Source organism: Rhodopirellula sp. UBA1907 (assembly GCF_002337565.1).
GTDB classification, from domain to species: domain Bacteria; phylum Planctomycetota; class Planctomycetia; order Pirellulales; family Pirellulaceae; genus Rhodopirellula; species Rhodopirellula europaea.
This window is the reverse complement of sequence record NZ_DDGH01000026.1, coordinates 1-25058: the sequence shown is the minus strand read 5'-3', so window position 1 is coordinate 25058 and position 25058 is coordinate 1. Positions and strand designations below refer to the sequence as shown.

Sequence of the window (25058 nt, the reverse complement as noted above, 5' to 3'; positions counted from 1 at the left end):
TCGCTTACCGACGGCTACCATCTGAAATCCCTACCGGGATGAAAACTTGCGCAAACGAATGCGTTCCGTCACACCAAATATTTCGCAGCCCAGCGTCAGCCCCGGTTTTGCGTGGGAACCGTGGCGAACGCCAAACGGCTCACTTGCCCGATGACACCTGCGTAACTGCCTAGCAGACTCATCGCTGCTGCCCGACTGCCATGACGCTATTCCGTGGCGTCGGGCTCTTCTTGTGAAAGGTTGTATTGAGTCCGGATTTGAAGATTGAGGGCGGCCAATCGTTGATAGACCAAGGTCATTCGTTCTCGCACCTTTTTGACTTCGCCGTCTGGGAATTGAAGTTCCAGCTCCACTTCCCAATCCAGATCGTTCCCCATCTTTGAAACCACCTCCACGAAGTCTTCGGTGAAGCGTTTGCGTGCTGTCGATCCATATTGCTCGTTGGCGAATGACATGATGTCTTGGATTGGGACCCCATCGATTGAATTGAGCTGAGCCCAACCATCCGTCAGACGAATCGTTGGCAGATCGCCATCCCAACGCACGTCTGAAAACGGAGCCACCTTGGCGTACGTGCCTGCGTTCACGGGAGAATCAGCCACAACGACGACTTCCGTACCAGACGATCCTCCCGATCGCGCGTGCCCGACAAAAGAGAAGACAGCCGCGACAGCCAGGGTGGAAATCACGAAGATCAGGATCAGCACCAAGATCGCCGGAGCACCAATCTGCTTTGCAACCGAATCTGTCGGTGGTTTCTCGTTGGAGCGTTTGGAGATGAGGTACCAACGTCCGAAGAACATGATTTCGAACGGAATGACAGCGGCGACGACCGCCTGAAAGAACACCGGACCGGCTTGCGAAAAACTAAACCGATATCCGCAGTACCCTCCCCCCAAAGTTGGCACCAAAATCATCGCTGCCATCCACCACGAGGGCACGATCCGGTTCCAATTCTCAGACCATGAGACCCAATCTTGCCCGCCAGGAATGTCCCCTGACGTTTGTTCATTCACAACAAGCGACGAGACCAGCTCGACCAGGTCATCGACCTCGCCGCCATCACTTGCATCATCACTTTCCAGGTTTGCCACGATCCTCTGCAAGTGTTCTCGCCGCGGCTGAAGCTGCTCATCGACCGCTTTTTGATTGAGTCGATAAATCTTGCGGTAGAGATAAAAAAGAAACACCCCGAACGGTGTCGTCACAAGGATGCATCCCCACCAAGTCCCCGTGGTGTTCCATGCGACATGGATGAAGAACGCCATCAGCGAAATGGTGAACGGAAGCAGGTACCACCAGAAGATGTTCCGTAACAACCAAATTTGATGTTCGACCTGCGTCAGCGATTCTTTCGCATAAAACAAAAGTGGCTGACCAGGATCGCTTGCCGCCTTGGGATGCAGCTTGCGATCAATCAACATGAAGCCAGCGATCCAAAGCAACACCGGCACAGTCAACCACCACGACCAAGGCAACGACATACCGATGCCCATGGCCAACCAGATCGGAATCATCAGCAGTGACACGCTGACTTCACGCACATCTCGCCAGAAGATGATTTTGCGAAATTGGTCATGCGACTGCTGGACCTGTTGCGACAGCAACTCGGAATCAAATGTCACCTTCAACTCCGATGCATCGGCCTTCCAAGCTCTTTGAAACTTATCAAGATTCATGGTGCTGGGCCTCCGCGACTTCGACGTTCAGCAATTCGGCGAGTGCTTTCTTTGCACGCCCAAGTCTCACTCCGACATTGCTCTCAGAGATCCCCAGCACGTCGGCCATTTCGCGGTAGGACAATTCGTCCAAGTACAGCAGCACCAACGCGACATCGGATTTCGGCAACTGATGAATGGCCTTGTACAGTTGCTCCAGCGTTTCACGCTGCTCAGCGTGTTGGCTGGAATCGATTGATTCGGATGGAATGGTTTGCACTTCGAGCAATGGTTGCTGACACGTCCTTCGACGTTGATCGTTGCGTCGCCAATTCATCGCGGTATGCAGTGCGACGCGATAAAACCATGTTGCTGGACTGGCTTGCCCCTGAAAACGAGGCAACGAATGCCATGCCTGAAGCAAGATTTCTTGAGCGAGATCCTGGCTTTCTTCACTGCCAAGCGTGTAAGCACGCGCTACCTGAACGACCGAAGCTTTGTGCCTCTCCAGCCAATCAATGAATAGCGATTTGGCATCCTCTTCTTGCACCAGTAGCTCTCGCTCAGGGGATCCGTAAGAAGTCTCTCTATTTGTGTTGGTACCGCTGGCAGCGATCCCCTTACACAAAAAGTTTGAAGTTCACGGATAAAGTCGAAAAACCTGCGTGCCCCGGCCAAAAAACGCCTGCCGGCCTTGAGTGACGTGAGCTTCACCCAGCGCGAGTGGATGCAACGAAAGCGGTCATGGACTCGCTTGAGAGACAAACTCGGATGGCAATTTGTACTGGCCGTCGGATGCCAAACGTGTCGTGATCAAGATCGCGGACTTGTCCGGTTTCACCACCCACACCAAAGCTTGCTTGGGATCGGCCGGTCCCGTCGCGGTTCGGTCCGGGTTGGCTCCCAGAACCAAATCCGTCAACACGGTTCGCAACGGAACATCGTTTTTCGCAAAGTCGCGGATCTGCTGGTTCTGGGTGATTCCCATCTTTTGCAGGTCACCGCCAATGATTTGAATTGGTGGCAATTGATTGTTCGCAGGCAAGTCACGATTGAACTCTTCGGCGATCGTGTCGACCGCGAACTGCAACGACTCTTGGTCGAAGCTGACCGACATCTTCCGGTCAAGCATCTCATCGATCGACAACTTGGTTTGGTTGGTCGCCATCGTCTCCGAGACGGGCTCAGTCGTCGTGTTGTTTGCCAGCAGAGTTGCCAGGGTCAATTGCGGCAAAGCCATCGGCGGCAGGTAGGCGTTCCAGACAAGTTTGCGGTCCACGCGACCGGTGCGGACATTTTCTTCTGCAAACGCCCACATCGATGGAAGCCTAGCGGCGAGCAAACGCCACGAGGGATCAATGTCTCGCGTCACCAAGAAGTCTTCTGCCCAACGAGGTGCATTGTCGAGTTGTTCACGAAGTGGTGTCGCCAACGCGGTTGGATCAACGCCCGGGGCCGCAGCCAATCGAACTTCGACATACGATCCAGCTGTACCGGGTGATGTCTCGCCGGACGAATCGTCGGATGTCGATGCCACTCGAACCAACATACCGCCGCAATCGGCGAGAAGGTTTTGGCGGATCCATGGAATCAACTCCGGCGAAGTCGCGTCCATCCAACGTCTCGCATCGCTGACCAAGAAATTGGGCTGGGTCAGAAACGCGATCGCATCATTGGGGCGAGCGGATTGCCAAAGTTCTTCCAATAACCGCGGCAGCACAACTGGTGCCCCGCCCATCTCGGCGACCTCACCAATGCGAGCGATGGAACCGACCGCGAACGCATCGACCAGATCGTCTGCAGCCTCCGCGGGACGTCCTTGCGTCATCGGGAAATACGCCAACGCATCACGAGTGTCACCGGCATAGATGGTCTCACCACCGGGTCCGCGAGCGGAAGAGACGTCCCAGGTATCGAGCAACGTTTCCAAAGACTTTGGTTCGTTCAAACGAATCGCGGCGGCGACCTCTGGGATACCTTCTTGTCCAGGAAACCAAGCCAGCGCAACGTGAGAAATTGTTTCGCTGGGAACGCCCGACCATTGTTTCAGCGCATCCAACCAGCCTTGAGTTTCGGGGCCGAACATATCCAGCAACCCGATTTGTTGAAGTCGTTGCCAATCCATCGTGACCACCGCGGCGGGGCCGGGCGGCAACAATCCGGTGGCTCGACTGACTTGTTCACCGTCAGCCCGCAGGTCTGGCGGAGCCCAAAGCATTTGCTCGTTGTCGACGACTTGGATGCCGGTTGCAGGCGAATCGGGTCGGCGAGCGGGAGAGCGAACTGGCGTCGTTGGTTGGTTCGTGTCACTGGAAACACGAGGAATGAATTTTGGAACCGCCGGCCGAACTCGCTTGGTAACTTCACGCGGAGTTTTGTCTCGGGTTGCAAGCATCGCGACCAAAACCAAGAGGGGAATGCACAACGCATAGATCCCGTACCAAGCTTTCCGGTTGCGACGTCTTCGTCGACGTCGAGCCGGAACAACAGCGGCAACGCTCTGCTTTGATTCCGCTGACTTCTGTTCCGTTTCATTCGATTCGGATGTGGCCGTTGATGCGTCAGCTTCAGTCGTCTCGTTGATCACGGCGGGCTGAGTCGCATCTGCTTCAGAGCCTTCCGCAACAGAAGCAACGACCGTCGAAGTTTCAGGCTTGGGCGTATCGGCTTGTTCTGGCTTCGGCTCCTCGGCAGCTTCCGCGACAGGAGCCAGCTTTGTTTCCGCAAGACCTTTCGTGTCGGGTGTCTTCTCGACCTTCTTGTTTTCAACCTCTTTGGTCGAAGTCTCCGAGCTTGATTCCGCCGAGCTTGATTCCGCCGGGCGAGATGGCTTGGCGACCGGCGTCTTCTCTGGCGTCGGTTTGAGCTTCGCCGGCGAAGTCGTCTGTTCCACTTTTTTCTTGATCGGCTTCTTCTCAGCCGACTTCGTCACCATCGGCGTCTTCTCAGCCGATCGCTTTTCAGTCGCCAGTTTTTCTGCCGCCGACGGTTGTTTTGTAGATGTCGGGTTCTTCACCTCGGGTTCCGCCGGGGTTGCCGTTGCCGCCACGTTCAAAGCTTGTGCGAATTGCTCGACGCTCGCGAAGCGGGCGTTGGGATCCGTCGCCAGTGCCGCTGCCAAGACTCGGCACAACGGATCGCCCGTCGCGCCTTGCTCGACTGCCGACGTCAGTTCCAAAGGCAATCCCGCTCGAGATTCGTCGGCGAAAGCGGGACGTCCGAACCGCAGCTCAAACCCCAAACATCCAATCGCAAAGATGTCGTCGGCGACCGTCAGTTCGTGGCTCTTCGAACCAGCCAAACGTTCGGGCGACCAAGACGATTGGCAATCAGGTGATGATTCAAGCCATGTTTCGCGTTTGGACTTTCCGTCTTTGCCGACAACGCTCTGCATCGACGCGAATGGATCTCGCAACAAAGTCCATTGACCCGAATCATTGGTCCAGATTCGATCGTGATGGATTTCGCCGTGCACCATTTTCTTCGCGTGCATGGCGGCGACCGCATCGCAGATCGGATTCAGCACATCAACGGTTTGCTGGACCGATCGAGACTGGGTCGGCGGATCCAAGCATCGTCCCGAAGCCAACGGGGTGAACACGCCCGCGAAATCATGGCGGCTGCCGATGGGTTCGCCCAATGGTCCATTCCGAACCGGCACGATCTCGATGGGTTGCAACGATGGATGCGATAGTTCGGCATGAGCCCTCAAATTCGCGGCGGCTTCGGCGGGCAATCCGGCCGGATTGATTTGTCGCAACCAGCCAGCGACCGGATTTTCACCGGATTGCGCCGGGTCGCAAACCACGGTTTGCCAATCCGAAAAGGGAAAGGGAGCCGATTTGTCAGCCGCGACCAGGGTCAGCGGAGGAATTCGCAGGAGTGGCGTGTTGGGAAAATCCGCTTCCCACGTGGTGTGCTGCAGCACTCGCGAAATAGGGTATTTTTTAACTCGGCCGGTTTTGACCAGCCAAGAGGCGAGAGACGCGGCGTCCGAAGGCGGTTTGCCCCCGTGATCGTTCGCGAAATCGGCGGCCCAGATTGGTGGGTCGGAGGCGTCGGCCAGTCCGCTTTGGACCATCCGTTTCCAAAAATCGACAAGTTGCAGCGGCATGGCGACGAGAAGAAGTAACAACAGACCGGATCAACCGGCATCACATAGAACTTTGACCTAGTTTATTCTGTCTGGCACGTCGACACCGGATGCCTTTTCGACGAATGTCCTTAGTCTCGTCATTTTCCTGATTCGCAACCTTGTAGAACCCCACCGTTGCCTTGAATATCGTCTACCTGACGACCGAAGCCGTTCCATTCGCCAAAACCGGTGGTCTCGCCGACGTCTGTGGCACGCTGCCCAAAGTTGTCGCCGCTCAAGGGCATCGCTGTGCGGTCATCATGCCCGCCTTTTCGTCGATTGAACGATCGTTGCAACCGATCGAGACGACCGACATCAGCTTCGCCGTTCCGATGTCGGATCAAAAGCTGATCGGTTGTCGCTTGTTGAAAAGCCATCTGCCGAAAGATCCCAACGATCCGGAGGACTCGGCCGAGGTCCCGGTTTATTTCATCGATCAGCCGCAATACTTCCGGCGTCCCTCGCTCTACGGCGACGCCAACGGAGATTACCACGACAACGCCGAACGATTCATCTTCTACTGTCGCGCCGCGATCATCGCGATGACTCGACTGGGATATCCGGTTGATTTGGTGCACTGCAACGACTGGCAATCAGCGCTGGTACCGGCGCTGTTGCGAGCCGCATCTGACAACGTGGCAAAGACTCAGCCGATTGCGACGATGCTGTCGATTCACAACATGGCGTATCAAGGCAACTTTGGTTTCGATGCGTTCCCGTGGACTGGCTTGAGCTGGGATCATTTCCGACCGGAGTCATTCGAGTACTACAACCAGCTGAACTTTTTGAAAACCGGCGTCGTGACCTCCGACGTTGTGTCGACGGTCAGCCCCACGTACGCCTTGGAAATTCAAACGCCACAATACGGCTGCGGTCTGGATTCGATCCTGCAAGGCATCCCGCAACCTGTCGCGGGAATCATCAACGGAATCGACACAAACATTTGGAATCCCGAAACCGATCCACACCTCAAACGCAATTACAGCGTGGCGGATTGGGCCGACGCGAAGATCGACAACAAACTCGCGTTGCAAGCCGAAGTGGGTTTGCCCCAGGATCCCGACGTTCCGTTGCTGGGATTGATCGGTCGCTTGGCCGATCAAAAAGGTTGGGACCTGATCCTTCCAGTCTTGAAACAACACCTCGCCGAATCACGCCCAACGCAGTGGGTCGTGCTGGGCAGCGGCGATCCCAAAATTGAGACGCAACTGCGCGAGTTGACCGAGCAACATCCGGAACAACTGGCTGCTTACATCGGCTTCAGCGATGCATTGGCTCATCGCATCGAAGCATCGAGCGACATGTTCATCATGCCCAGCCATTACGAACCCTGCGGGCTGAACCAACTCTATAGCCTTCGCTACGGGACTCCATGCGTTGTGACCAAGACTGGCGGCTTAGCGGACACAATCGTCGATGCGACTCCGGAGAACGTCGCGGCAAACCTTGCGACAGGATTCCATTTGAATGACAGCAGTGCCGGTGCGCTTGACCACGCGATCAACCGGGCTCTGCAGCTTCGATATCACTCTCCCGAAAAATGGAAAAATCTTGTCGAATTTGGGATGTCGCAGGATTGGACGTGGAGGAAAAGTGCAGACCAATACATTCAGCTTTATGCCCGCACAATTTCCCTAAATCGTCGAAGGCGATCGGGGAGCTGACTTGCGACGCTCGTTTTCGCCGCCGTTGGGGAAGATTGGGGATGCATCTCGGTTCTGGACTGCTACATTGCAGAGACGCACATTGAGCGGGGAGGTGTAACCACTCTGCCGTCAGCCCCAAGATCGCGAGTCGAATCGATGAAGACACAGCAGTCAGGAGTCAACATCGATCCGCGTCAAATTTCGCTGAGTGAGACCTCCCGAACTGCTGAACATTCGCTGCCCGCGGAACAAAGCGGATTGGACACGCAAAGCGTGGCCGACCTGCAAACCGAACGTGACAACCCTGCGCCAACGCGCAGTCGTCCGCCAGCGACAAAAACAGAATTCGATCGTTCCACCACGACGCAACGTGCGGAGGATTTGGTCGATCGCTTGGTCGACGCCGAAATCCTCGATCAACCCAACCAAGACGGTCGGTACGTTGACTTTCCCAACGAGTCACACGTTCAAACCGGTCGCTCGCGAAAAGATCCGATTTCGGGCAGTTGGACAATCTTTGCTCCCGGCCGTGCTCGTCGTCCTGATCAATTCAAATCTCATCGGCCAAAACCTGACGTGTCGATGGATTGCCCGTTCTGCCACGGCAACGAAAACCTGACGCCCGCCTCGGTGTGGTCGGCAAAGCTATCGGAAGACGAAGAAGCCGTTCCCCAGTCCGCTGATTGGACCGTTCGAGTTGTTCCGAACTTGTTCCCGGCCATCAAACCCGAAGGCAACACTGAGCTCAAACCCACCGCTGCCGACGACGAAGCAGAAACTCGTTTGTCGCCATTCGCTCAATCGTTGTTTGTCGAAGAGATCGCATCGGGTGGTCACGAAGTCATCATCGAAGCCGCTCGCCACACTCGCTCACTCAGCGAACTGAACTTGGCAGAGATCGCCCTCGCGTTTTCCGCTTATGCGGCCCGGATGCGTCATTGGCGGCAGCAACCCGGCATCCAATTCATCAGCCTGTTCAAAAACGTCGGCCGTGATGCCGGTGCTTCGTTGCAGCACAGCCACAGCCAACTCATCGCGTCGAACCACTTGCCGCACTCGGTTCGCGAAGTCAACAAACGCATGCGATCGCACTTCGATCGTTACGGACGCTGCTTGCAGTGCGATGTTTTGCAGGCTGAACTGGAACGCAAAGAACGAATCGTTCATCAATCCGATTCGCTCGTCGCCTATTGCCCTCACGCCAGTCGGTTCCCATACCTGATTCGAATCACGTCCAAAATGCACGTGGGCTGTTTCGAAGACCTTTCGGTTTCGATGAACGAAGAAGTCGCCCGCTTGGTACTGCGAAGCGTTCGTTGGCTCGAAGCAATCATTCCCGGCGTCGCTTACAACATGATGTTGCACACCGGTCCTGCGGGTGACCAGCACGACAACAAAACGCATCACTGGAGCCTTGAATTGGCACCACGAATTGGTCGTTTGGCCGGATATGAACTGAGTTCCGGTGGAATGATCAATACGGTGTATCCCGAGGCAGCCGCGGACGAATTCCGCCATCAAGCCCGACGCAGCGATCCGCGTCACGCCCTGCGATAGGCAATTGGGCTCCCGCCTCGACGCACCTCGCCCAATGATTGCTTGCTTGAGATAGAATGTGGCTCCGATTGCCCACATCCTGTCCACCCAATCAAGCTTGAGCAGCCATGAAAAAGCGTTGTCACGCCATCACCGCATTCGCATTCGCAGTTTGCTTTCTATCCACCCTGACCTCGCTTCATGCGGCGGATCACTTGGTGTTCGAGCCCGCCGAGGGCAAGGCCAACGGCAAACACATCGTGCTGATCTCGGGCGATGAAGAATACCGAACCGAAGAATCCTGCCCGATGCTCGGGAAGATTCTCAGCCAAACACACGGCTTCAAGTGCACCGTGCTGTTTGCCATCGACAAAGAAACCGGCGGCATCAACCCGTACCAGATCGACAACATCCCCGGCACCGAAGCACTCAACGACGCGGACCTGATGATCCTGGCGACTCGTTGGCGAGTCCTTCCCGACGATCAACTCGATCCGATCTTGAATTTCATCAACGCGGGCAAGCCAATCATCGCCTATCGCACCGCGACTCACGCTTTCAAGAGCGGGCACTACGGTGACTACGACTGGGCCAACTTTGGAATCAACGTGGTCGGCGAGAACTGGCACTCGCACCATGGCAAACACAAAGTCGAAGGCGGCCGCGCGGTCATCGTGGAAGACAACGCCAACCATCCGATCTTGAACGACGTTGCCGACATCTACACACCCTCGGACATCTACGGCGTTGTCCATCTCGACGAATCCGCCGCTACGGTCTTGCTGCGAGGCATGGTGATTCAGCACCTCGACCCAGCCGCTCCTCCGGTTGAGGCGAAGAACGATCCAATGATGCCGCTAGCTTGGTTGCAACCTTACGAAGCCCCGTCGGGAAAAACCGGTCAGTGCGTGGCCACCACCGCCGGTGCCGCCGTCGACTTTCGCAGCGAAGACCTACGTCGCTTGATCGTCAACGCCAGCTACTTCCTCACCGGAATGGACGTCCCAAAATCAGCCGACGTTTCATTCATCGATCCGTATGTGCCATCGTTCTACGGTTTCGAAACCGGAGAACTGTACCGCGAACGTGACCTTCGCGTGGAAGAATTCGATCTCGGTTCATCCGCGACCGTCTTTACACCCAAAGGCTCATTCGCGCCCGTCGCTCACTGAGCGAAACGGCGATCGATGCTGTTGAGGATGGCAACCAACGCGACTGCCAGTTTTCATTCCTCAGCACTGGCAATGATCGGGGCGGTCACACTGCCCGCCCCGGGACGAATCGAGAGCACTCGCATGCCGATCGATTTCAACGAATGCTTGGGAAGAACGGCTCCCACCAACAATCCCAAGCAAAGCAACCGGCCGGCCGAAGAGAGACCGAACAGGTAATAGTAAGTCTGTGACGTCGTTCCCCAATACGCCAAGATCGCGGCCCCGGCCAAGGCCCCCGCACAGATAGCGAGCGTGTTTGCGAAGTTGTGATAGGTCAGCAACCGGGTTCGATGTTTCGCGGGCAAGGTCTCGAAGAACATCAGGAAGAACCCCAGCTCGTACGCGGCCCAAGCGATGCCACTGAGGATCTGAATGATCGCCAACCAAATCAGGTTGGTCGAAACAATCCATAGTGATGCCAGCGGCACCAATCCAATGCCGCCGAACCACAGCACCTTCGCCGCACCGGACTCTTCCGCGATGCGCCCCCAAAAAGCGAACGAGATGACTTTGCTGAGGAAGGCGAGTGCGATCAAACCAACGTACACGACATAGTCAAACTCCAGCTGCCCCAGCATGTACGGCACAAAGTAGGGGCCGCTGAGTTGAATAAAAACTTGCATGGCGACCAAATAAGCCAGCAACCGAATGGCCGATCGATCGTCCACTCGTTCTTCAGCTGGCTTCTCCGTCACATCTTTCTGAAGAGGTTCGACATGGTTTGCAACCTGCGATCCGTTTCGAGTCCGGTGCAGAAAACTCGCGGAGACCAAACGCAACATCGCGGCGACCAAGAACAATCCGGCAAACCCGGTCAACGCCATGTCTTGGTGTGACGTCCATTGCAACACCAAGCCGGCGACCATCAACCCGGAGAACGTACAGATCTGTTGCAGCCGAGATCGCTTTGAAAAGAATCGAGCGCGTCCCGCGACGGGAACGATCTGTTCGATCCAGGTGTTCCATGCCGGTCCGGTCGACAGGCCCGCGGCCCAGTAGACCGACGCGATCAACAGGAACATCACGATCGACAGACTTCCGGTCCAGGCCGCATACGCCAGCGGCAAAAACGCGAGCGATTGCAACACCGCGCCCGCGACGATCCAACGTCGGTAGCCGCCAATCCAAGAGATGGCCTTGGGCGAGACCAACTGGATCACTCCGCCGACCAGCAGCGGAATGCTGGCGATCAAACCCGACGCGGTTTCGCTCAGCCCCACCGCCAACGCGAACGCGGAAAAGTAGGTTTCACCGCATCCAACCATGCCGCCAAAACACGCCGCATCACCCAAGCTTCGGGTGAGGTTCTGGTCGCTCTTGCCAGCTGAAGAAGTGCGATGAATCGTTACGGGATTGAGGATTCGGTCCATCAAAAAGATGCGAATTTGTGGAAGCAGTTGTCAGGCGTGCTTGTACTTCTTTCCCGGTCCATTCAACAGGTCGTTTCTTTGCAAGACTGCGGCATTAATGCGCCCACAGCGGCGTCAAACCCCGCCACGTGATAAGATTCTTTCCCCCGCGAAAACCGTGAGGATTCCTTTTCAGGAGACAGACGCATGTTGGCGATGACTTGGACCGAACGGCTCGACTCCATCCTTGTGGGGCCCATGTGGCCTGCCACCGTTCTGGCCGCGTTGTTTCTGCTCTACGCCCTCGTCTCGATGCTGGGCATTTTTGAGTTTGGCGTCGACGCGGATGTCGATGTCGACTTGGACATCCCCGATCTGGACGCTCCGGATCTGGCGGGCGACGTCGGTGGCGATTTAGGCATGGACGCTTCCGGCGAACCCATGCACGGTGACTGGTTTGGCGGTGCCGGCGCTGCCACTCTGCGAGCGATGAATCTGGACCGCGTGCCGCTGGTCGTTTGGTTTTCCGTCTTCAGTGTCCTGTTTTGGGTGATCAGCTTTTACCTGTGGTTTGGCTACGACGTGCGGCGCTACGATCCCGACTTTTTGACCAGCGGATTGCTGACGATCCGCAACGGCGTCCTGGGGATCGTCGCGACCAAAATGGCGACTTGGCCACTGCACCGAATCATGGTTCCGCCGACCGAATTCCACGCCTCCAGCCTGGTTGGCGGAACGGCCACCATCGAAACCCGGCAAGCCGACGAATCGTTCGGTCGTGCACGTTTTGCGACTGATGCGGCCCCTCTGCTGATTTCCGTCCGAACCGGTGGTGAAATTATCCCAAAAGGGGTACGTGTCACGGTCGTGAACTATGATCAAAACAGCAAAACCTACCTGGTGCGGGCTGATTCTTCGGCTTCGACGTGATTCGGCGCGCCCCGCTGGCTGATATTCCACGCCTGACCAACAGGCAAAATGTTTTCGGGATTCGTCATCGAATCATCCCGCAGTCAATCACTCGAAAGAACACTCATGCTGGTTGCTCTCATCACAGATAGCCTCGCTGCGGACGTGGCGATCATTTTGGTCGGGGGACTCTTCCTCGTCGGCATCGTCGTCGCCCTCTTCTACAAGAGCTACTATGTCAAAGTCGGTCCGGATCGCGCCATCGTGAAATCGGGTTCCGGCGGTGTCAAAGCCGTGACCGGCGAAGGCATGCTGATCATCCCGCTGATTCAGCAATACGAGTTCATGGACCTCACGCTGAAAAGCTTTGAGATCCATCGCCAGGGCAGCGAGGGTTTGATCTGCCGCGACAACATTCGCGCCGACATCAAAGTCGCGTTCTTTGTGCGTGTCGACAAAAGCCCCGAGGAAATGAAAGAGGTCGCCCAGTCAATCGGTGCCAAACGCTGTAGCGAACTGGAAACGCTGCGTGAACTGTTCGATGCGAAATTCAGTGAAGCACTGAAAACGGTCGGCAAGCAGTTTGACTTCGTCGATCTGTACGACCAACGCGACAAGTTCAAAGAAGAGATCCTGAAAGTCATCGGCACCGACCTCAACGGTTACCGGCTCGACGACGCCGCGATCGATTACCTGGAACAAACACCGTTGGACATGCTCAGTCCAACCAACATCCTCGACGCCGAGGGCATCAAGAAGATCACCGAACTGACCTCGATGGAAAAGGTCAAGGAAAACCAGTTCACCCGCGACAAAGAAAAGACGCTGAAGAAGCAGGACGTCGAAGCGGAAGAAACGATCCTCGAATTGGAACGTCAACGCGTCGAAGCGGTCGAAAAACAACAACGCGAAATCGCGGAAATCACTTCGCGTGAACAAGCCTCGGCTGCGAAAGTCCGCGAAGAACAACGATTGGAATCCGAACGAGCCCGCATCCAAACTGAAGAAGAAATCGGGATCGCCGAAGAGAACAAATCTCGTCAAATCCTGGTCGCGATGCGGAACAAGGAAAAGACGGACGCGGTCGAACTGGAACGCGTCAACCGAGATCGTGACTTGGAAGCCACCGAACGCTTGCGTGTCGTGGGCGTCGCCGAAGTCGAAAAAGAAAAGGCGATCGAAGTCGAGAAACGCAACATTCAAGAAGTGATTCGAGAACGCGTCGCGGTCGAACGTGCCGTGGTCGAAGAACAAGAACGAATCAAGGACACTGAAGAACACGCCAAGGCCGAACGGCAGAAAACGGTTCAGATCACCGCTGCTCAAATGAAGGCGGAAGAAGAACTGATTCGCCAAACCAAGCTGGCTCAAGCGGAAAAGGAAAGCAGCGAGTTGCTGGCTGAAAAGATTCGCATCGAAGCCGAAGCCAAACGCGACGCAGCGGAAAAAGAAACCGCCGCGACGAAGATGCTGGCCGAAGCCGAAGCCGCTCAAGCCGCTGCCGCTGGTTTGGCCGAAGCTCAAGTCCAAGAGGCCAAAGCCGTCTCACTGGAAAAAGAAGGCATGGCCGAAGCCAAGGTTTCTCGCGAGAAATACACGGCCGAAGCGACCGGTATCACCGAGAAAGCCGAAGCGATGAAGAAGCTGGACGGTGTCGGCAAAGACCACGAAGAGTTCAAACTCAAACTCGAGAAAGAGAAGTTCGTCGAAGTTGCTGCGATCGAAGCTCAACGCGGAATTGCCGAAAGCCAAGCCAGTGTCATCGGCGAAGCCTTGCAAGCCGCACGAATCGACATCGTCGGTGGCGACGGAGAATTCTTCGAACAGATCACTTCCGCGGTCAAAGGCGGCAAAGCGATCGACCGATTTGTCTACAACAGCCAAGTCGCGACGGACGTCAAGAATACGTTCTTCGATGGCAACGCGGACTACTTCCGCGATCAAGTCAAAGAGCTGATCTCACAATTCGGATTGGACACAGACGGCGTGAAAGACCTTTCCATCGCAGCGTTGATTGCCAAGTTGATGGGGATGTCCAGCACCGACGATGTTCGAACTCAGTTGACCAGCCTGCTCAGCATGGCTGGGACCGCCAACGTGGCCGACCAAAAGGTCAGTCGCTTGCTCACGTCCGAGTCCAATACTGTTCCAGCGAAGAAAGTCTCGCCTAACGGGAAGAAGGCCTGATCGTGGCTGAGGACGCTTCCACCGAAGCGACTTCGCTGCCTGGTTCCGCTGGTGATGGTGGATCGGATGCAGGGATTTCCAAGGACGCCGCCTCGCAGTTGTCGGGCGGCACCTACGAAGTCCTTCGCAACCGCCTTCGCACCGCCGCCGGTGATCTTCGCGATCGACTCGCCAAGCTGAACGAAGACCGCGGCGAAGTCTTCGGGAACATCGAAACGCGATTGATTGCGACGCAGCGGGTCTCGACCGAACACAACTGCGTCCCACGAGACATTGTCTCGATCGGCGACGAGTTCCTGTTTGGATACAACGTTCAGTTCGGATTGAAAACCGAAATCGAACTGGCCGACGTGTTCTCGATCTACCGCATGGAATCCACCGAGTTCCATGAACGGCCACTCGAGCGAATCATGGACGATCGCTTCGTCAGTGATTTTCACGAGCTTTACCGGTTCTACAAGGACACCACGTTCCTGCGGTTCTTTGTGTCCGGCCCAATCTTGCACATGGTGTTCCAAGTCGGCAAAACCGCTCGCGATATCAAATCATTCAAATGGCGTCGCAGCCCCGAAGGCCTGCAATACGTCGACAATCGCAGCGACCACGAAGTCCGCTTGCCCGACCAGCATGAATTTCGCTGGCAGAGAACCACACGGGACATGCATCACTACGGTGAGCACCCGCATATCTCCATCGATGACCGCGTGTTCGTCGAAACGGTCGGCGGTGACCTGACGATCAAAGTCGAAAACAACACCAGCGTCGGCGAAGGCATCTACGCCGAACCGGTCGACAACTTTGATCAAAAACTCGACGACGCGGAGATCCATTACGCGATTGTCGGTCACTTGGTCTTGCTGAAGATCAAACCGTATCAAGAGAACCAATTTCGCTACATCATCTTCAACGGCAAAATCAACCAAGCGATCCGGTTGGACGAGATCCAACACGCCTGCGTGATGCTGCCTGGCGACCAAGGGCTGATCTTCCCCGGCGGTTATTACTTGCAATCCGGCGAGTTCAAACGCTTTGACCACGGGTTGGTCGACATGCGTTATGAGCGAACAATCAACTCGCCCAATGGCGAAGACAGCTTGTATTTGTTTTCTCACGTGGAAGACGGAACGTACATCCAACTGCGTTACAACCAGATTCGCCAGTCGGTCGACACGCCGCTCGTGTGCCACGGTCAAACGTTCTTCGAAGCCGGCGAAATGGTTTGCTTCAAAGGCCAAGACACGCCGCAGAAGCACCATGCGATTCAGTTGTGGCAAACGCCGTTCACCAGCGAAGACTACCTGCCCGAGAACCAGACCGATTCGTTGCTGTTCAAAATCGGCAACAAAGACTTGGTTCGCGGGATGGCCGAGTGCAGCGAACTACTGCAACTGATCGAGAAGGACGACAGCTACAACGATCTGTACATCGACCTGTCCAAGAAGTCCGGCGATGTCCTCGACAGCTACTTCTGGATCGACAACGAAGAAACCCACCACCTCGCTGAACCACTTCGCAAAATTCGCGAAACGGCGGGAGCGGCGATCGAAGAATACGAAAAAGTCGTTCGTGTTCGCGAAGCCACCGCCAAACAAACTCGCCAGGTCCAATCGGACACGAACACGACGCTGAAAGAGATCGAGCGTTCGCGGTTCACTTCGATCGATCAGTTTGTCGCCTCGCTGGCGCAACTGCGAGTCCAGCGAGGACGTGCGATCGCTCTGCGAGAACTTCGGTTCGTCGACCTTTCCGTCGTGGAAGAGTTGGAATCGGTCACCGCCGAGCAATCGGATCGTCTCAGCCGTCGCTGCGTCGAATTCCTGCTCGGCGAAGATGCCCTGCAACCTTATCGCGACCGGGTTGCCGAAGCCGAAAACCGCGTTCCCGAAATCAAAGGCGTCGCTCAAGCCAAGGAACTCGAGTCGGAGATCGACCAATCCGCTGCCGATTTGGAATTGCTAACCGAAACGGTGAGCAACCTGCAGATCGACGACGCGACTCAGCGGACGACCATCATCGATGCGATCGGCGACGTCTTCGCGACCGTCAATCGCGTTCGCAGTGCGCTCAAAAATCGCAAACAAGAACTGATCGGCGTCGAAGGCCGAGCCGAATTTGCATCGCAGTTGAAACTGCTCGAACAAACCACGACTGGCTACCTCGACGTCTGCGACACGCCCGCACGTTGTGACGAGTACCTGACGAAAGTCATGGTGCAACTCGAAGAGCTCGAAGGTCGCTTCGCCGAATTCGATGAGTTCATCGAAACGCTCGCCTCTCGTCGCGAAGACGTCTACGGCGCTTTCGAATCGCGAAAAGTTGCGTTGGTTGAAAAACGCAATCGACGTGCCGAGGCTCTCAGTTCCGCCGCCGAACGGATCCTCAGCGGGATCCAGCATCGCGTTTCGAACATGGAATCGATCGACCAAATCGCAGCGTACTTCGCTGGCGACTTGATGGTCGGCAAGATCCGCAGCCTGATCGAAGAACTCGATGAACTCGGCGATGCCGTTCGCGTCGGTGATTTGCAAAGCCGCCTCAAAACGCTTCGCGAAGACGCGCTACGGGGCCTCAAAGATCGCCAAGATCTCTACGAAGACGGTGGCGATGTCATCCGACTGGGCGAACGAAAATTCGCGGTCAACACTCAGCCTCTGGACCTGACCACGGTCCTGCGAAGCGACGAACTGTGCCTGCACCTGACTGGCACTCAGTACTTCGATCCCATCGACGACGAGCGACTGATCGCCGCCCGCGACATTTGGAATCAATCGCTGATCAGCGAAAACTCCGACGTCTACCGAGCCGAATTCCTGGCGATGGATCTGTTCGAATCCGGGCAAGCGGAATCGATTCAAGAGTTGGAAACGTTGAATGCGGCTTGGGTCGCCGAACGCATGGCCGGCCGTTTCGATGAAGGCTATGCCAAAGGCGTTCACGATGTCGACACCGCGATCATCTTGCGAGGTTTGATTGACCTGGATCGGTCCATTGGGCTGCTGCGTCACGCTCCATCACTTCGCACCGCATCCCAGCTTTGGTGGCAATGCTTCCTCGACACCAAACAACGCACCAAAATGAAGAACTGGATCGCGGGCTTTGCCAAGCTCGCGATGGCGTTCCCTCAAGCTCAACCTGCCGTCGAATTCCGTCAACACCTGACTGAACTGGCCGCCGAACATCAATCCGAATGGATCGGGCTGTTCGATAAAGTGATCACACCGGAACGGATCGCCGACTACCTGTTTGAACAACTGACGAGGGCACCCGACAAGGTCGCCATCAGCGGCCAAGCAAACACGTTGCACGAAGACTTCCTTCGCTCGCTTCCCGAGTCAGATCAAAAACGTTGGGTCCTCGGCGGCCTGAAACCCAACACAGCCTCTCCGGTTCACACCTTCGTGCTGGCTCGCAACTGGGCCGACGCGTTTCTGAACAAACGGGCGAACGACGACAGCAATGAAACCGGTGACTCACCGCATTGGTACCGAGACGAATTGGCTTGGCTGATTTTCCAATCCGCGATGGATGCCAAAAAAACAACCACGACGGCTCGCCCCGCCAACGAAGTCATCGACGTCCCCGTCGCGAAACGCCTGACGGGGTTGGTTGGCAGCCATGCCCGAATCGAACGTGGCGAGATGCCGCTGCACTATCACGAATACATCACGCGACTGCGTGACTACCGCGAAAATGTGGTGCCGCGATTCCGCTCGCTTCACCAAGCCAAAACCGAGTGCGTCGAGTCCGCTCGCGAATCGATGCGTTTGGATGAATTCAAACCTCGCGTTCTCAGCAGTTTCGTCCGCAACCGATTGCTCGACGAAGTTTACCTGCCGCTGATCGGGGACAACCTCGCCAAACAGATGGGAACGGTCGGCGAAGACAAACGCACCGACCGAATGGGATTGCTGCTGCTGATCTCGCCGCCCGGTTACGGCAAAACGACGTTGATGGAATACATCGCCAGCCGACTCGGACTGGTGTTCATGAAAATCAACGGCCCCGCGATCGGCCACGGTGTGACGTCGTTGGATCCAGCGGAAGCCCCCAATGCCGCGGCCCGCGAAGAAGTCATGCGTTTGAACTTGGCGCTCGAGATGGGCGACAACGTGATGCTGTACCTGGATGACATTCAACACACGCACCCGGAATTGCTGCAGAAGTTCATCTCCCTGTGCGATGCCACACGAAAAATCGAAGGGGTTCGAAACGGAAAGACGCGAACGTATGACCTTCGTGGCCGGCGAGTTGCGGTGGTCATGGCGGGCAACCCGTACACCGAATCGGGCGATCGTTTCCAAATCCCCGACATGCTTTCCAACCGCGCCGACGTCTACAACTTGGGCGAGATCATTGGCGAGTCGGCCGACGCATTCGAGATGAGTTACCTCGAGAACTGCTTGACCAGCAACGTGACCTTGGCACCGCTTTCCAACGCGTCGCCATCGGACGCTCGAGCGATCATCGCCGCGGCAGGTCGGGATTCTGTCGAAGGAATCGAACTGGAAGCCAATTTCAGCTTGGACCAAATTCGAGACATGTTCGAAGTCACTCGCAAGTTGCTGCGAGTCCGCGATGTCGTGCTGCGAGTCAACCGCGCCTACATCCGCTCGGCCGCCCAAGCCGACGAGTACCGGACCGAGCCGCCGTTCAAGCTGCAGGGCAGTTATCGGAACATGAACCGGATCGCCGAACGGGTCGCTCCGGTGATGAACGATGCCGAACTGCAATCGCTGATCATCAGCAACTACGAACAAGACGCCCAAACGCTGACGACGGACAACGAAGCCAACGTCCTGAAGTTCAAAGAACTGATGGGCATCCTGACGCCGGAAGAGAAACAACGTTGGGACGCGATCAAGTACGCGTTTGTGGAAAGCGTTCGGATGGCGGGAATGGACGGCGAAGATCAGGCCGCTCAAGTTCTCCGGCAACTCGCCTCGATGCGAGATGGTCTGGAATCGATTCGGCAAGTCATCGCCAAGGCCATCGCGATGGAAGATCACTCGGCCGAAGAACGCATGGATTCGCGAGTCGACACGCTGCGTCAAACGTTGTTGTCGATGGGCGAATTGATGTCGGGCCGTTTGGAATCCACCGCGAATCAGCTCGAAGCGATCTCACGGCAACAAGCCGCCTCGCCGCCCGACCAAAAGATCCTGGTTCAACACAAAGTCCCACGCGTGATTGCGGAATTGGTCAAAGGTCAATTCCACTTGATGCAAGAATGGATGCGTCCTCTGCTGGAAGAATCGATCGACAACAGTCGCGACCTGGGCCGCTTGAAGCAGCAAATGGACCTGATGCTGAAGACTTTTCGCGATGTGGAAGACTCATTCCAACCACCCGGTGAATGAGCCGGGCGGTCACGTGAAATGGCTAGGCCGCGGGGATCTTGTCATTCCGCGGGAATGAATCAGACTTCTGCGTCATGAATCCCAACGCGTCCCATCCGAAGATCTTGCCTGCCACGCCGGAATCGATCCGGATTGCCAGCCAAGCCTTGCGCGATGGGAAGCTGATCGGATTGCCCACCGAGACCGTCTACGGCTTGGCCGCGCGTGGCGACCAGCCCCAATCGGTCGCGAAAATTTTCGCGGCGAAACAACGGCCCTCGACCAACCCGCTGATCTTGCACGTTGGCGATCCTGACGCAGTCCATCCGTTGGTCGCAATGGATTCGGACATCACGCGGCGACGTTTCGAAGCAGCGTCCTCCTTGTGGCCGGGACCACTGACATTGGTTCTGCCGCGATCCGAGTCGGTGCTGGACTGCGTCACTGCGGGAGGCAATACCGTGGCCGTGCGTGTTCCCGCTCACCCGGTCGCATTGCAATTGCTGCGAGAGATCTCGCTTCCGATCGCTGCCCCAAGCGCCAACGTATCGAACTACATCAGCCCGACTCGTCCCGAGCATGTGATCGATGGATTGGTAGACTCCGTCGAATGGGTGCTCGATGGTGGCAACTGTGATGTCGGATTGGAATCCACCGTGCTCTCGATCGCCGATCCAAACGCTCCGCCAACGATCCTTCGCGAAGGCGTGCTGTCTGCGACGAAACTCGAAAGCGTATTCGGAGAAACCGTGTTGTCAGCCGCGATCGACAACATGGAATTAACGAAGCCCCCATCCGACGCACCTGCGGCTTCACCGGGATTGCATGGCAGGCACTATTCGCCTCGAACGCCTTTGCGTTTGGTTCGCGAGTCAGAGCATACGTCGTCCGCAAACAGCGACCTTCGCGTCCTTCGAATTCGACTTCGTGGACCAGCCAGCTCATTGCCCGGCTACGCAGACGTTTGGAGTTTGTCGGCGAAAGGCGATCCGCTCGAAATTGCCAACCGGTTGTACGAGACACTGCGACGGGCGGACTCAGGGCAGTTCGACCAGATCGAAATCGATCAGATGAACGTCGAAGATTGGAGTGAATCAGGGAACGCCAACCTGATCGCCGCGATTTCAGATCGCTTGCATCGTGCATCCAACCAAGACGACGCACCGCTGGGACGCTGACATCGCAGTTGCCGAAGGCGAAGCTACCACCACCAGCGACATCACTGCAACCGAGGGCGAGACGCATCCGGTTGAGCTGCGATGATTGGCGGCTGCGAGGGATGAATCGGCATGCCTCCCGGCTGCACCATTCCCGGTGGCGTTGCGAGCCAGTTCTCGACATTCCATCCGGCATTGCGAGTGGCGGACGGATCCAACCGCATCGCTTGGGCCAACCAGGTTTGAGCGATCTCCGGCTGGCCGGTTTCGACCGCGATCGAGGCCAACTGCAATCGTGATGTCGCGTCTTCCGGATTCTTTTGTGCCGAAGCGATGAAGAACTGAACCGACTCTTCCGTCCGCCCCAGTTCACGCATCGCGATTCCTCGAAGCAAATCCGCCGCTCCGGGCCGGATGGCTTCGTCGACGTCTCCGACGACTTCGGTGTCTTCACGAAGTCGATCCAACGTCGCCAGCAAGCGATCGTATCGCTTTTGTTGATGATAGATTTCCGCCGTTCGCAATTGAACGTACGGATAATCCGGCTGCAGCGACAACGCTCGATGGTATGCCGACAACGCTTCGTCCTTCTCGTTGCGAGCGACTTGGCAATCGCCCCAAAGAGCCCAAAGAGCAGCCCATTCGCGATCCGAGTCCAACGCGATCTGGCACTGGCGGGCCGCCTCGTCGACGCGGCCGACTTCCAAGTACATCCGCCCCAAACGCTGCATGTGCTTGGGATCGCCCGCCGAAAGCTGGACCGCTTTTTCGAGGTGTGCGATCGCCTCGTCACGATGTCCTTTTTGCCACAGCGATTCCGACATGCCTCGATGAGCCGCGTCGTTGACGTTGGATACGTCGAGCGCCTCGGTGAACAGCGTTTCCGCGACGGTCCAATCGCCCTGACGCATCGCTTTCGTGCCCTGACGGGACAGCCTTCGTGCGGCGATCGATTGCCGACTTTCGCCAAAACGCCCGATGCCGCGACAACCCGTTGAGGTCGGAATTGACGTGAAACACGTCAGCAGCAGGCCGAGTCGCAATGCCCGCTTCGACGACCGGACGACCGCCTCGGACCGGAACACACGCATCCATCGGTCGCATCGCTTTGGATGCCAATCGGTTGGAAAACGCAACGGTTTCACGAGGTTGATTCCGGAAGAAAACAAGTGGCACCGCACGACAAAGGTGGCACCACTCTCACGCATAGCAAATTCGCGATCCCCATTGCCAGACAGCTCGATCAGACCGCATTCCGCCCAAGCACCCCATCTCTTCAGTCGGATCGTCGCCCGCCGGCAAGGTTTACCAGACCGGAACAGGCATTTGGACCGGAATCAATTGCTTGACCGGACCGACCGTCACGACCGAATCGTCAGTGCAAACCGTCGCAGAATCAGCCGATCGTTCAGCAACAGCGAAGGTCATCTCACACGCATCGCGACGTGAGATCGCTTGCGTGATGGATCACACCAGAGCACGTCGAACGTGTTCGTCTCCAACCGGAATGCACTTGATGTTGCCTTATTCTCTCGCCGAATCAGAAGCTGAAGCTCCTGGAATGCTGCTGGAAGAGTTGGAACGCCGCCAAGACGATGTGCTTGCTCAGCTGGATGACCTGGAAGCCAAGCTCAACGAAGTGCTCAGCGGGTTGAAGATCGAACCCGACACGACTCCGCTGGACTGATCCGTGTCGCAGTAACGACACTCTACGGCGTCCAAAATCACCGCAGTTTCGCGGGCGTGCTCGCGCGGCAATTGATTGCCAAACGCGAGAAGTTTTCCGCTGATTTTTTTGAGCCCCCTCGCGCCGGTAACGTACGCTTCATTATGAAGTGTCACGAACTCGCCGAGAAAGTTTCGCAGCTGCGACCTGAATTGTCGCCGTCGGACGTTGCGCGCCTTTGCTTGATGATTCTCAACCAAGAAGACAACCCTTCGCGGCTGGATGATCCGGCGGTGTTGCAGTCGGTTTGGCAGAACGTCAGCTTCCGCTTTGAAGCTGCGACGGATCAACACGCGGCTGTTTCACACGAGTTGGACACGTTGCTCAACGATGGTCCGGTTGAATTCACTCCGGACCAATTGTGGACGCTGCTTCGCGCCGTCAAGGTCCAAGGCCAAATGCTGGACCTCTACACAAAAGACGTCTCGTTCGCTTAGACCGATCTGGCTTTCGCACCAACCGGTCCATCACTCCGATCCGCTCGCTAACTAGCGTTGATCGACAGGAACCACGTCGCGCTGCGTTGCGCCGGTGTAGATCTGGCGCGGGCGATTGATTCGCGAAGCTGGGTTAGCGTGCATTTCACGCCAGTGAGCCAACCAACCGGGCAAGCGACCAATCGCGAACAGAACCGTGAACATCTGGACCGGAATGCCGAGCGCTCGGTAGATCACGCCGGAATAGAAGTCGACGTTGGGATACAACTTCCGCTCGATGAAGTATTCATCCTTGAGCGCGACTTCTTCCAGCTTTTGAGCCACTTCGAACAATGGGTCATCCAGGTTCATTTTGGCCAGCAACTTGTCGCAACTCGCTCGGATGATGGTTGCTCGTGGATCCGAGTTTTTGTAAACGCGGTGACCAAAGCCCATGATGCGGAAGTCGTTGGATTTGTCCTTCGCCATGTCGACGTATTTTTTCACATCGCCACCATCGGCCGCGATTCGTTCGAGCATGTTCACGCAAGCTTCGTTGGCACCACCGTGGAGTGGTCCCCACAAAGCACCGATGCCGGCGGAGATCGACGCGAACAAGTTGGCGTTGCTGCTGCCGACCATGCGAACGGTGGACGTGCTGCAGTTTTGCTCGTGATCCGCGTGCACGATGAACAGCAAGTTCAGTGCTTCCGCGAAATCAGGATCGACCAAGTAATCCGAGGTCGGCGTCGCGAACATCATGTGCAAGAAGTTCTCGCAATAGTCCAACTCGTTCTTGGGATACATGAACGGTTGGCCCATCGATTTCTTGTAGCTGTACGCCGCGATCGTGGGCAATTTCGCGATCAAACGGTACAGAGAAATCTCGACCTGACGTGGATCATTCAGATCCATTGAATCTTGATAGAACGTTGAAAGCGCCCCGACGACACTGCTGAGGATCGCCATCGGGTGAGCGTCACGAGGGAAGCCGTTGTAGAACGACCGCATGTCCTCGTGGATCATCGTGTGTTCACGGATGCCAGACCGGAACGTTTCAATCTCTTCCGCGTTTGGCAGATCGCCAAAGATCAAAAGGTAGGCGACTTCGACGAAGTCACAGCTTTTTGCCAGTTCTTCGATTGGATACCCGCGATAACGCAGAATCCCTTTTTCGCCATCCAAGAACGTGATCGCACTGCGAGTGCTGCCCGTGTTGACGAAGCCGTCGTCCAAGGTGATCACGCCGGTGTCAGCTCGTAGACGACTGACATCGATCGCTTTTTCACCTTCGGAACCTTCGACCAAAGGCAACTCAAGGTTGGTATCCCCGAATTGGACTCGGACGGTGTCGGCTCGTTGAATTTCCAAACTGGAGGAGGAGCTCATGGGCGATCTGTAGATGCAATGTACGAGTTGGCGGGACGTCTTGGGGGTGACAGACGTAGTGTAGCCCTGCGTCATGCAAGCGACAATCAGCGGGACCCCACATCCGATGGTCGGAGAGGACGATTTTGCTCTTTGATGTTCTCACCCGTCCGAGTTCACATATTCCTAACAAGTTCTCCGAACGGGAAATTTGTTCGCGGAAACACCAACGCGAAACCACCCTGGCTCCCGTGGTCGTGCAGTTTAGAAGTGCCGTGCTCGCAAGGTTGAAATCACCCTCCTGAACGCAGAGGTCATGCAGTTTTTAAACGCTGTGCCAGTGACGCCTTAAGAACCCCGCCCGAGCAGCGGGAGGGGTCGGAAAGCGAGCGTTCAGTGAGATTTCCGGGGGAGCGGCTGT

At 56.4% G+C, this 25058-nt stretch carries 15 protein-coding genes; 9 read left to right on the top strand and 6 right to left on the bottom strand.

Annotation, left to right across the window (positions count from 1 at the left end; translation table 11 throughout):
- Positions 1 to 206: 206 nt before the first annotated feature.
- The 3 genes from B2R17_RS05725 to B2R17_RS05715 all read right to left on the bottom strand — a co-directional run bounded on the left by B2R17_RS05725 (position 207) and on the right by B2R17_RS05715 (position 5793).
- Entirely contained in the window at positions 207 to 1679 is a 1473-nt protein-coding gene (locus B2R17_RS05725; protein ID WP_286763216.1) for a hypothetical protein, read from the bottom strand.
- The gene (locus B2R17_RS05720; RefSeq protein WP_286763215.1) at positions 1669 to 2208 is read right to left on the bottom strand and encodes an RNA polymerase sigma factor; all 540 of its coding nucleotides are present in this window, start codon (positions 2206 to 2208) and stop codon (positions 1669 to 1671) included. Before B2R17_RS05720 ends, B2R17_RS05725 begins: the two co-directional genes overlap by 11 nt.
- A 192-nt stretch (positions 2209 to 2400) precedes the next feature.
- Positions 2401 to 5793, bottom strand: a complete 3393-nt coding sequence (locus B2R17_RS05715; protein ID WP_286763214.1) for a serine/threonine protein kinase — start codon at positions 5791 to 5793, stop codon at positions 2401 to 2403.
- Between the two features lie 140 nt (positions 5794 to 5933).
- On the opposite strand from B2R17_RS05715, the gene glgA reads away from it, so the two are divergent.
- From glgA to B2R17_RS05700, 3 genes are all read left to right on the top strand, one after another.
- Positions 5934 to 7457, top strand: coding sequence for a glycogen synthase GlgA (glgA, locus tag B2R17_RS05710; protein WP_286763213.1), 1524 nt, complete (start codon positions 5934 to 5936; stop codon positions 7455 to 7457).
- A 138-nt stretch (positions 7458 to 7595) separates the two neighbouring features.
- Entirely contained in the window at positions 7596 to 8996 is a 1401-nt protein-coding gene (locus tag B2R17_RS05705; RefSeq protein WP_008668349.1) for a galactose-1-phosphate uridylyltransferase, read from the top strand.
- A gap of 107 nt (positions 8997 to 9103) precedes the next feature.
- Positions 9104 to 10147, top strand: coding sequence for a ThuA domain-containing protein (locus B2R17_RS05700; protein WP_286763212.1), 1044 nt, complete (start codon positions 9104 to 9106; stop codon positions 10145 to 10147).
- A gap of 53 nt (positions 10148 to 10200) precedes the next feature.
- Here B2R17_RS05700 and B2R17_RS05695 read toward each other — a convergent pair whose 3' ends face one another.
- A complete protein-coding gene (locus tag B2R17_RS05695) occupies positions 10201 to 11586 on the bottom strand; it encodes an MFS transporter (RefSeq protein WP_414707230.1) in 1386 nt (461 codons plus the stop codon).
- A gap of 159 nt (positions 11587 to 11745) precedes the next feature.
- Between B2R17_RS05695 and B2R17_RS05690 the strand changes: the two genes are divergently transcribed.
- The 4 genes from B2R17_RS05690 (at position 11746) to B2R17_RS05675 (ending at position 21148) form a co-directional block, all read left to right on the top strand.
- Complete coding sequence (locus tag B2R17_RS05690) at positions 11746 to 12468, top strand: OB-fold-containig protein (RefSeq protein WP_008654000.1); 723 nt, start codon at positions 11746 to 11748, stop codon at positions 12466 to 12468.
- A gap of 105 nt (positions 12469 to 12573) precedes the next feature.
- Positions 12574 to 14634 carry a flotillin family protein gene (locus B2R17_RS05685; RefSeq protein WP_286763210.1) on the top strand — a complete coding sequence of 687 codons (2061 nt, stop codon included), beginning with the start codon at positions 12574 to 12576 and terminating at the stop codon, positions 14632 to 14634.
- Between the two features lie 2 nt (positions 14635 to 14636).
- Complete coding sequence (locus B2R17_RS05680; protein ID WP_286763209.1) at positions 14637 to 19991, top strand: DNA repair ATPase; 5355 nt, start codon at positions 14637 to 14639, stop codon at positions 19989 to 19991.
- 74 nt (positions 19992 to 20065) lie between these two features.
- On the top strand, positions 20066 to 21148 hold the full coding sequence (locus B2R17_RS05675; RefSeq protein WP_286763208.1) for an L-threonylcarbamoyladenylate synthase: 1083 nt from the start codon (positions 20066 to 20068) through the stop codon (positions 21146 to 21148).
- A 41-nt stretch (positions 21149 to 21189) separates the two neighbouring features.
- Here B2R17_RS05675 and B2R17_RS05670 read toward each other — a convergent pair whose 3' ends face one another.
- Entirely contained in the window at positions 21190 to 22038 is an 849-nt protein-coding gene (locus B2R17_RS05670) for a tetratricopeptide repeat protein (protein ID WP_037252267.1), read from the bottom strand.
- Between the two features lie 605 nt (positions 22039 to 22643).
- Between B2R17_RS05670 and B2R17_RS05665 the strand changes: the two genes are divergently transcribed.
- Together B2R17_RS05665 and B2R17_RS05660 are read left to right on the top strand one after the other, a co-directional pair.
- Positions 22644 to 22814 carry a hypothetical protein gene (locus B2R17_RS05665; protein ID WP_007326125.1) on the top strand — a complete coding sequence of 57 codons (171 nt, stop codon included), beginning with the start codon at positions 22644 to 22646 and terminating at the stop codon, positions 22812 to 22814.
- 143 nt (positions 22815 to 22957) lie between these two features.
- Complete coding sequence (locus B2R17_RS05660) at positions 22958 to 23290, top strand: hypothetical protein (protein ID WP_008668334.1); 333 nt, start codon at positions 22958 to 22960, stop codon at positions 23288 to 23290.
- A gap of 51 nt (positions 23291 to 23341) precedes the next feature.
- Here B2R17_RS05660 and B2R17_RS05655 read toward each other — a convergent pair whose 3' ends face one another.
- Positions 23342 to 24658: a citrate synthase gene (locus tag B2R17_RS05655; RefSeq protein WP_008668333.1), complete on the bottom strand. Its 1317-nt coding sequence runs from the start codon at positions 24656 to 24658 to the stop codon at positions 23342 to 23344.
- Between the last annotated feature and the right edge of the window lie 400 nt (positions 24659 to 25058).

Coding starts and splice junctions, on each gene's coding strand:
- B2R17_RS05705 (WP_008668349.1), top strand. CDS start 7,596: ATGAAGACACAGCAGTCAGGAGTCAACATCGATCCGCGTCAAATTTCG.
- B2R17_RS05665 (WP_007326125.1), top strand. CDS start 22,644: ATGTTGCCTTATTCTCTCGCCGAATCAGAAGCTGAAGCTCCTGGAATG.
- B2R17_RS05670 (WP_037252267.1), bottom strand. CDS start 22,038: ATGCGTCAGGGCGATTGGACCGTCGCGGAAACGCTGTTCACCGAGGCG.
- B2R17_RS05655 (WP_008668333.1), bottom strand. CDS start 24,658: ATGAGCTCCTCCTCCAGTTTGGAAATTCAACGAGCCGACACCGTCCGA.
- B2R17_RS05700 (WP_286763212.1), top strand. CDS start 9,104: ATGAAAAAGCGTTGTCACGCCATCACCGCATTCGCATTCGCAGTTTGC.
- B2R17_RS05685 (WP_286763210.1), top strand. CDS start 12,574: ATGCTGGTTGCTCTCATCACAGATAGCCTCGCTGCGGACGTGGCGATC.
- B2R17_RS05690 (WP_008654000.1), top strand. CDS start 11,746: ATGTTGGCGATGACTTGGACCGAACGGCTCGACTCCATCCTTGTGGGG.
- B2R17_RS05725 (WP_286763216.1), bottom strand. CDS start 1,679: ATGAATCTTGATAAGTTTCAAAGAGCTTGGAAGGCCGATGCATCGGAG.
- B2R17_RS05675 (WP_286763208.1), top strand. CDS start 20,066: ATGAATCCCAACGCGTCCCATCCGAAGATCTTGCCTGCCACGCCGGAA.
- B2R17_RS05660 (WP_008668334.1), top strand. CDS start 22,958: ATGAAGTGTCACGAACTCGCCGAGAAAGTTTCGCAGCTGCGACCTGAA.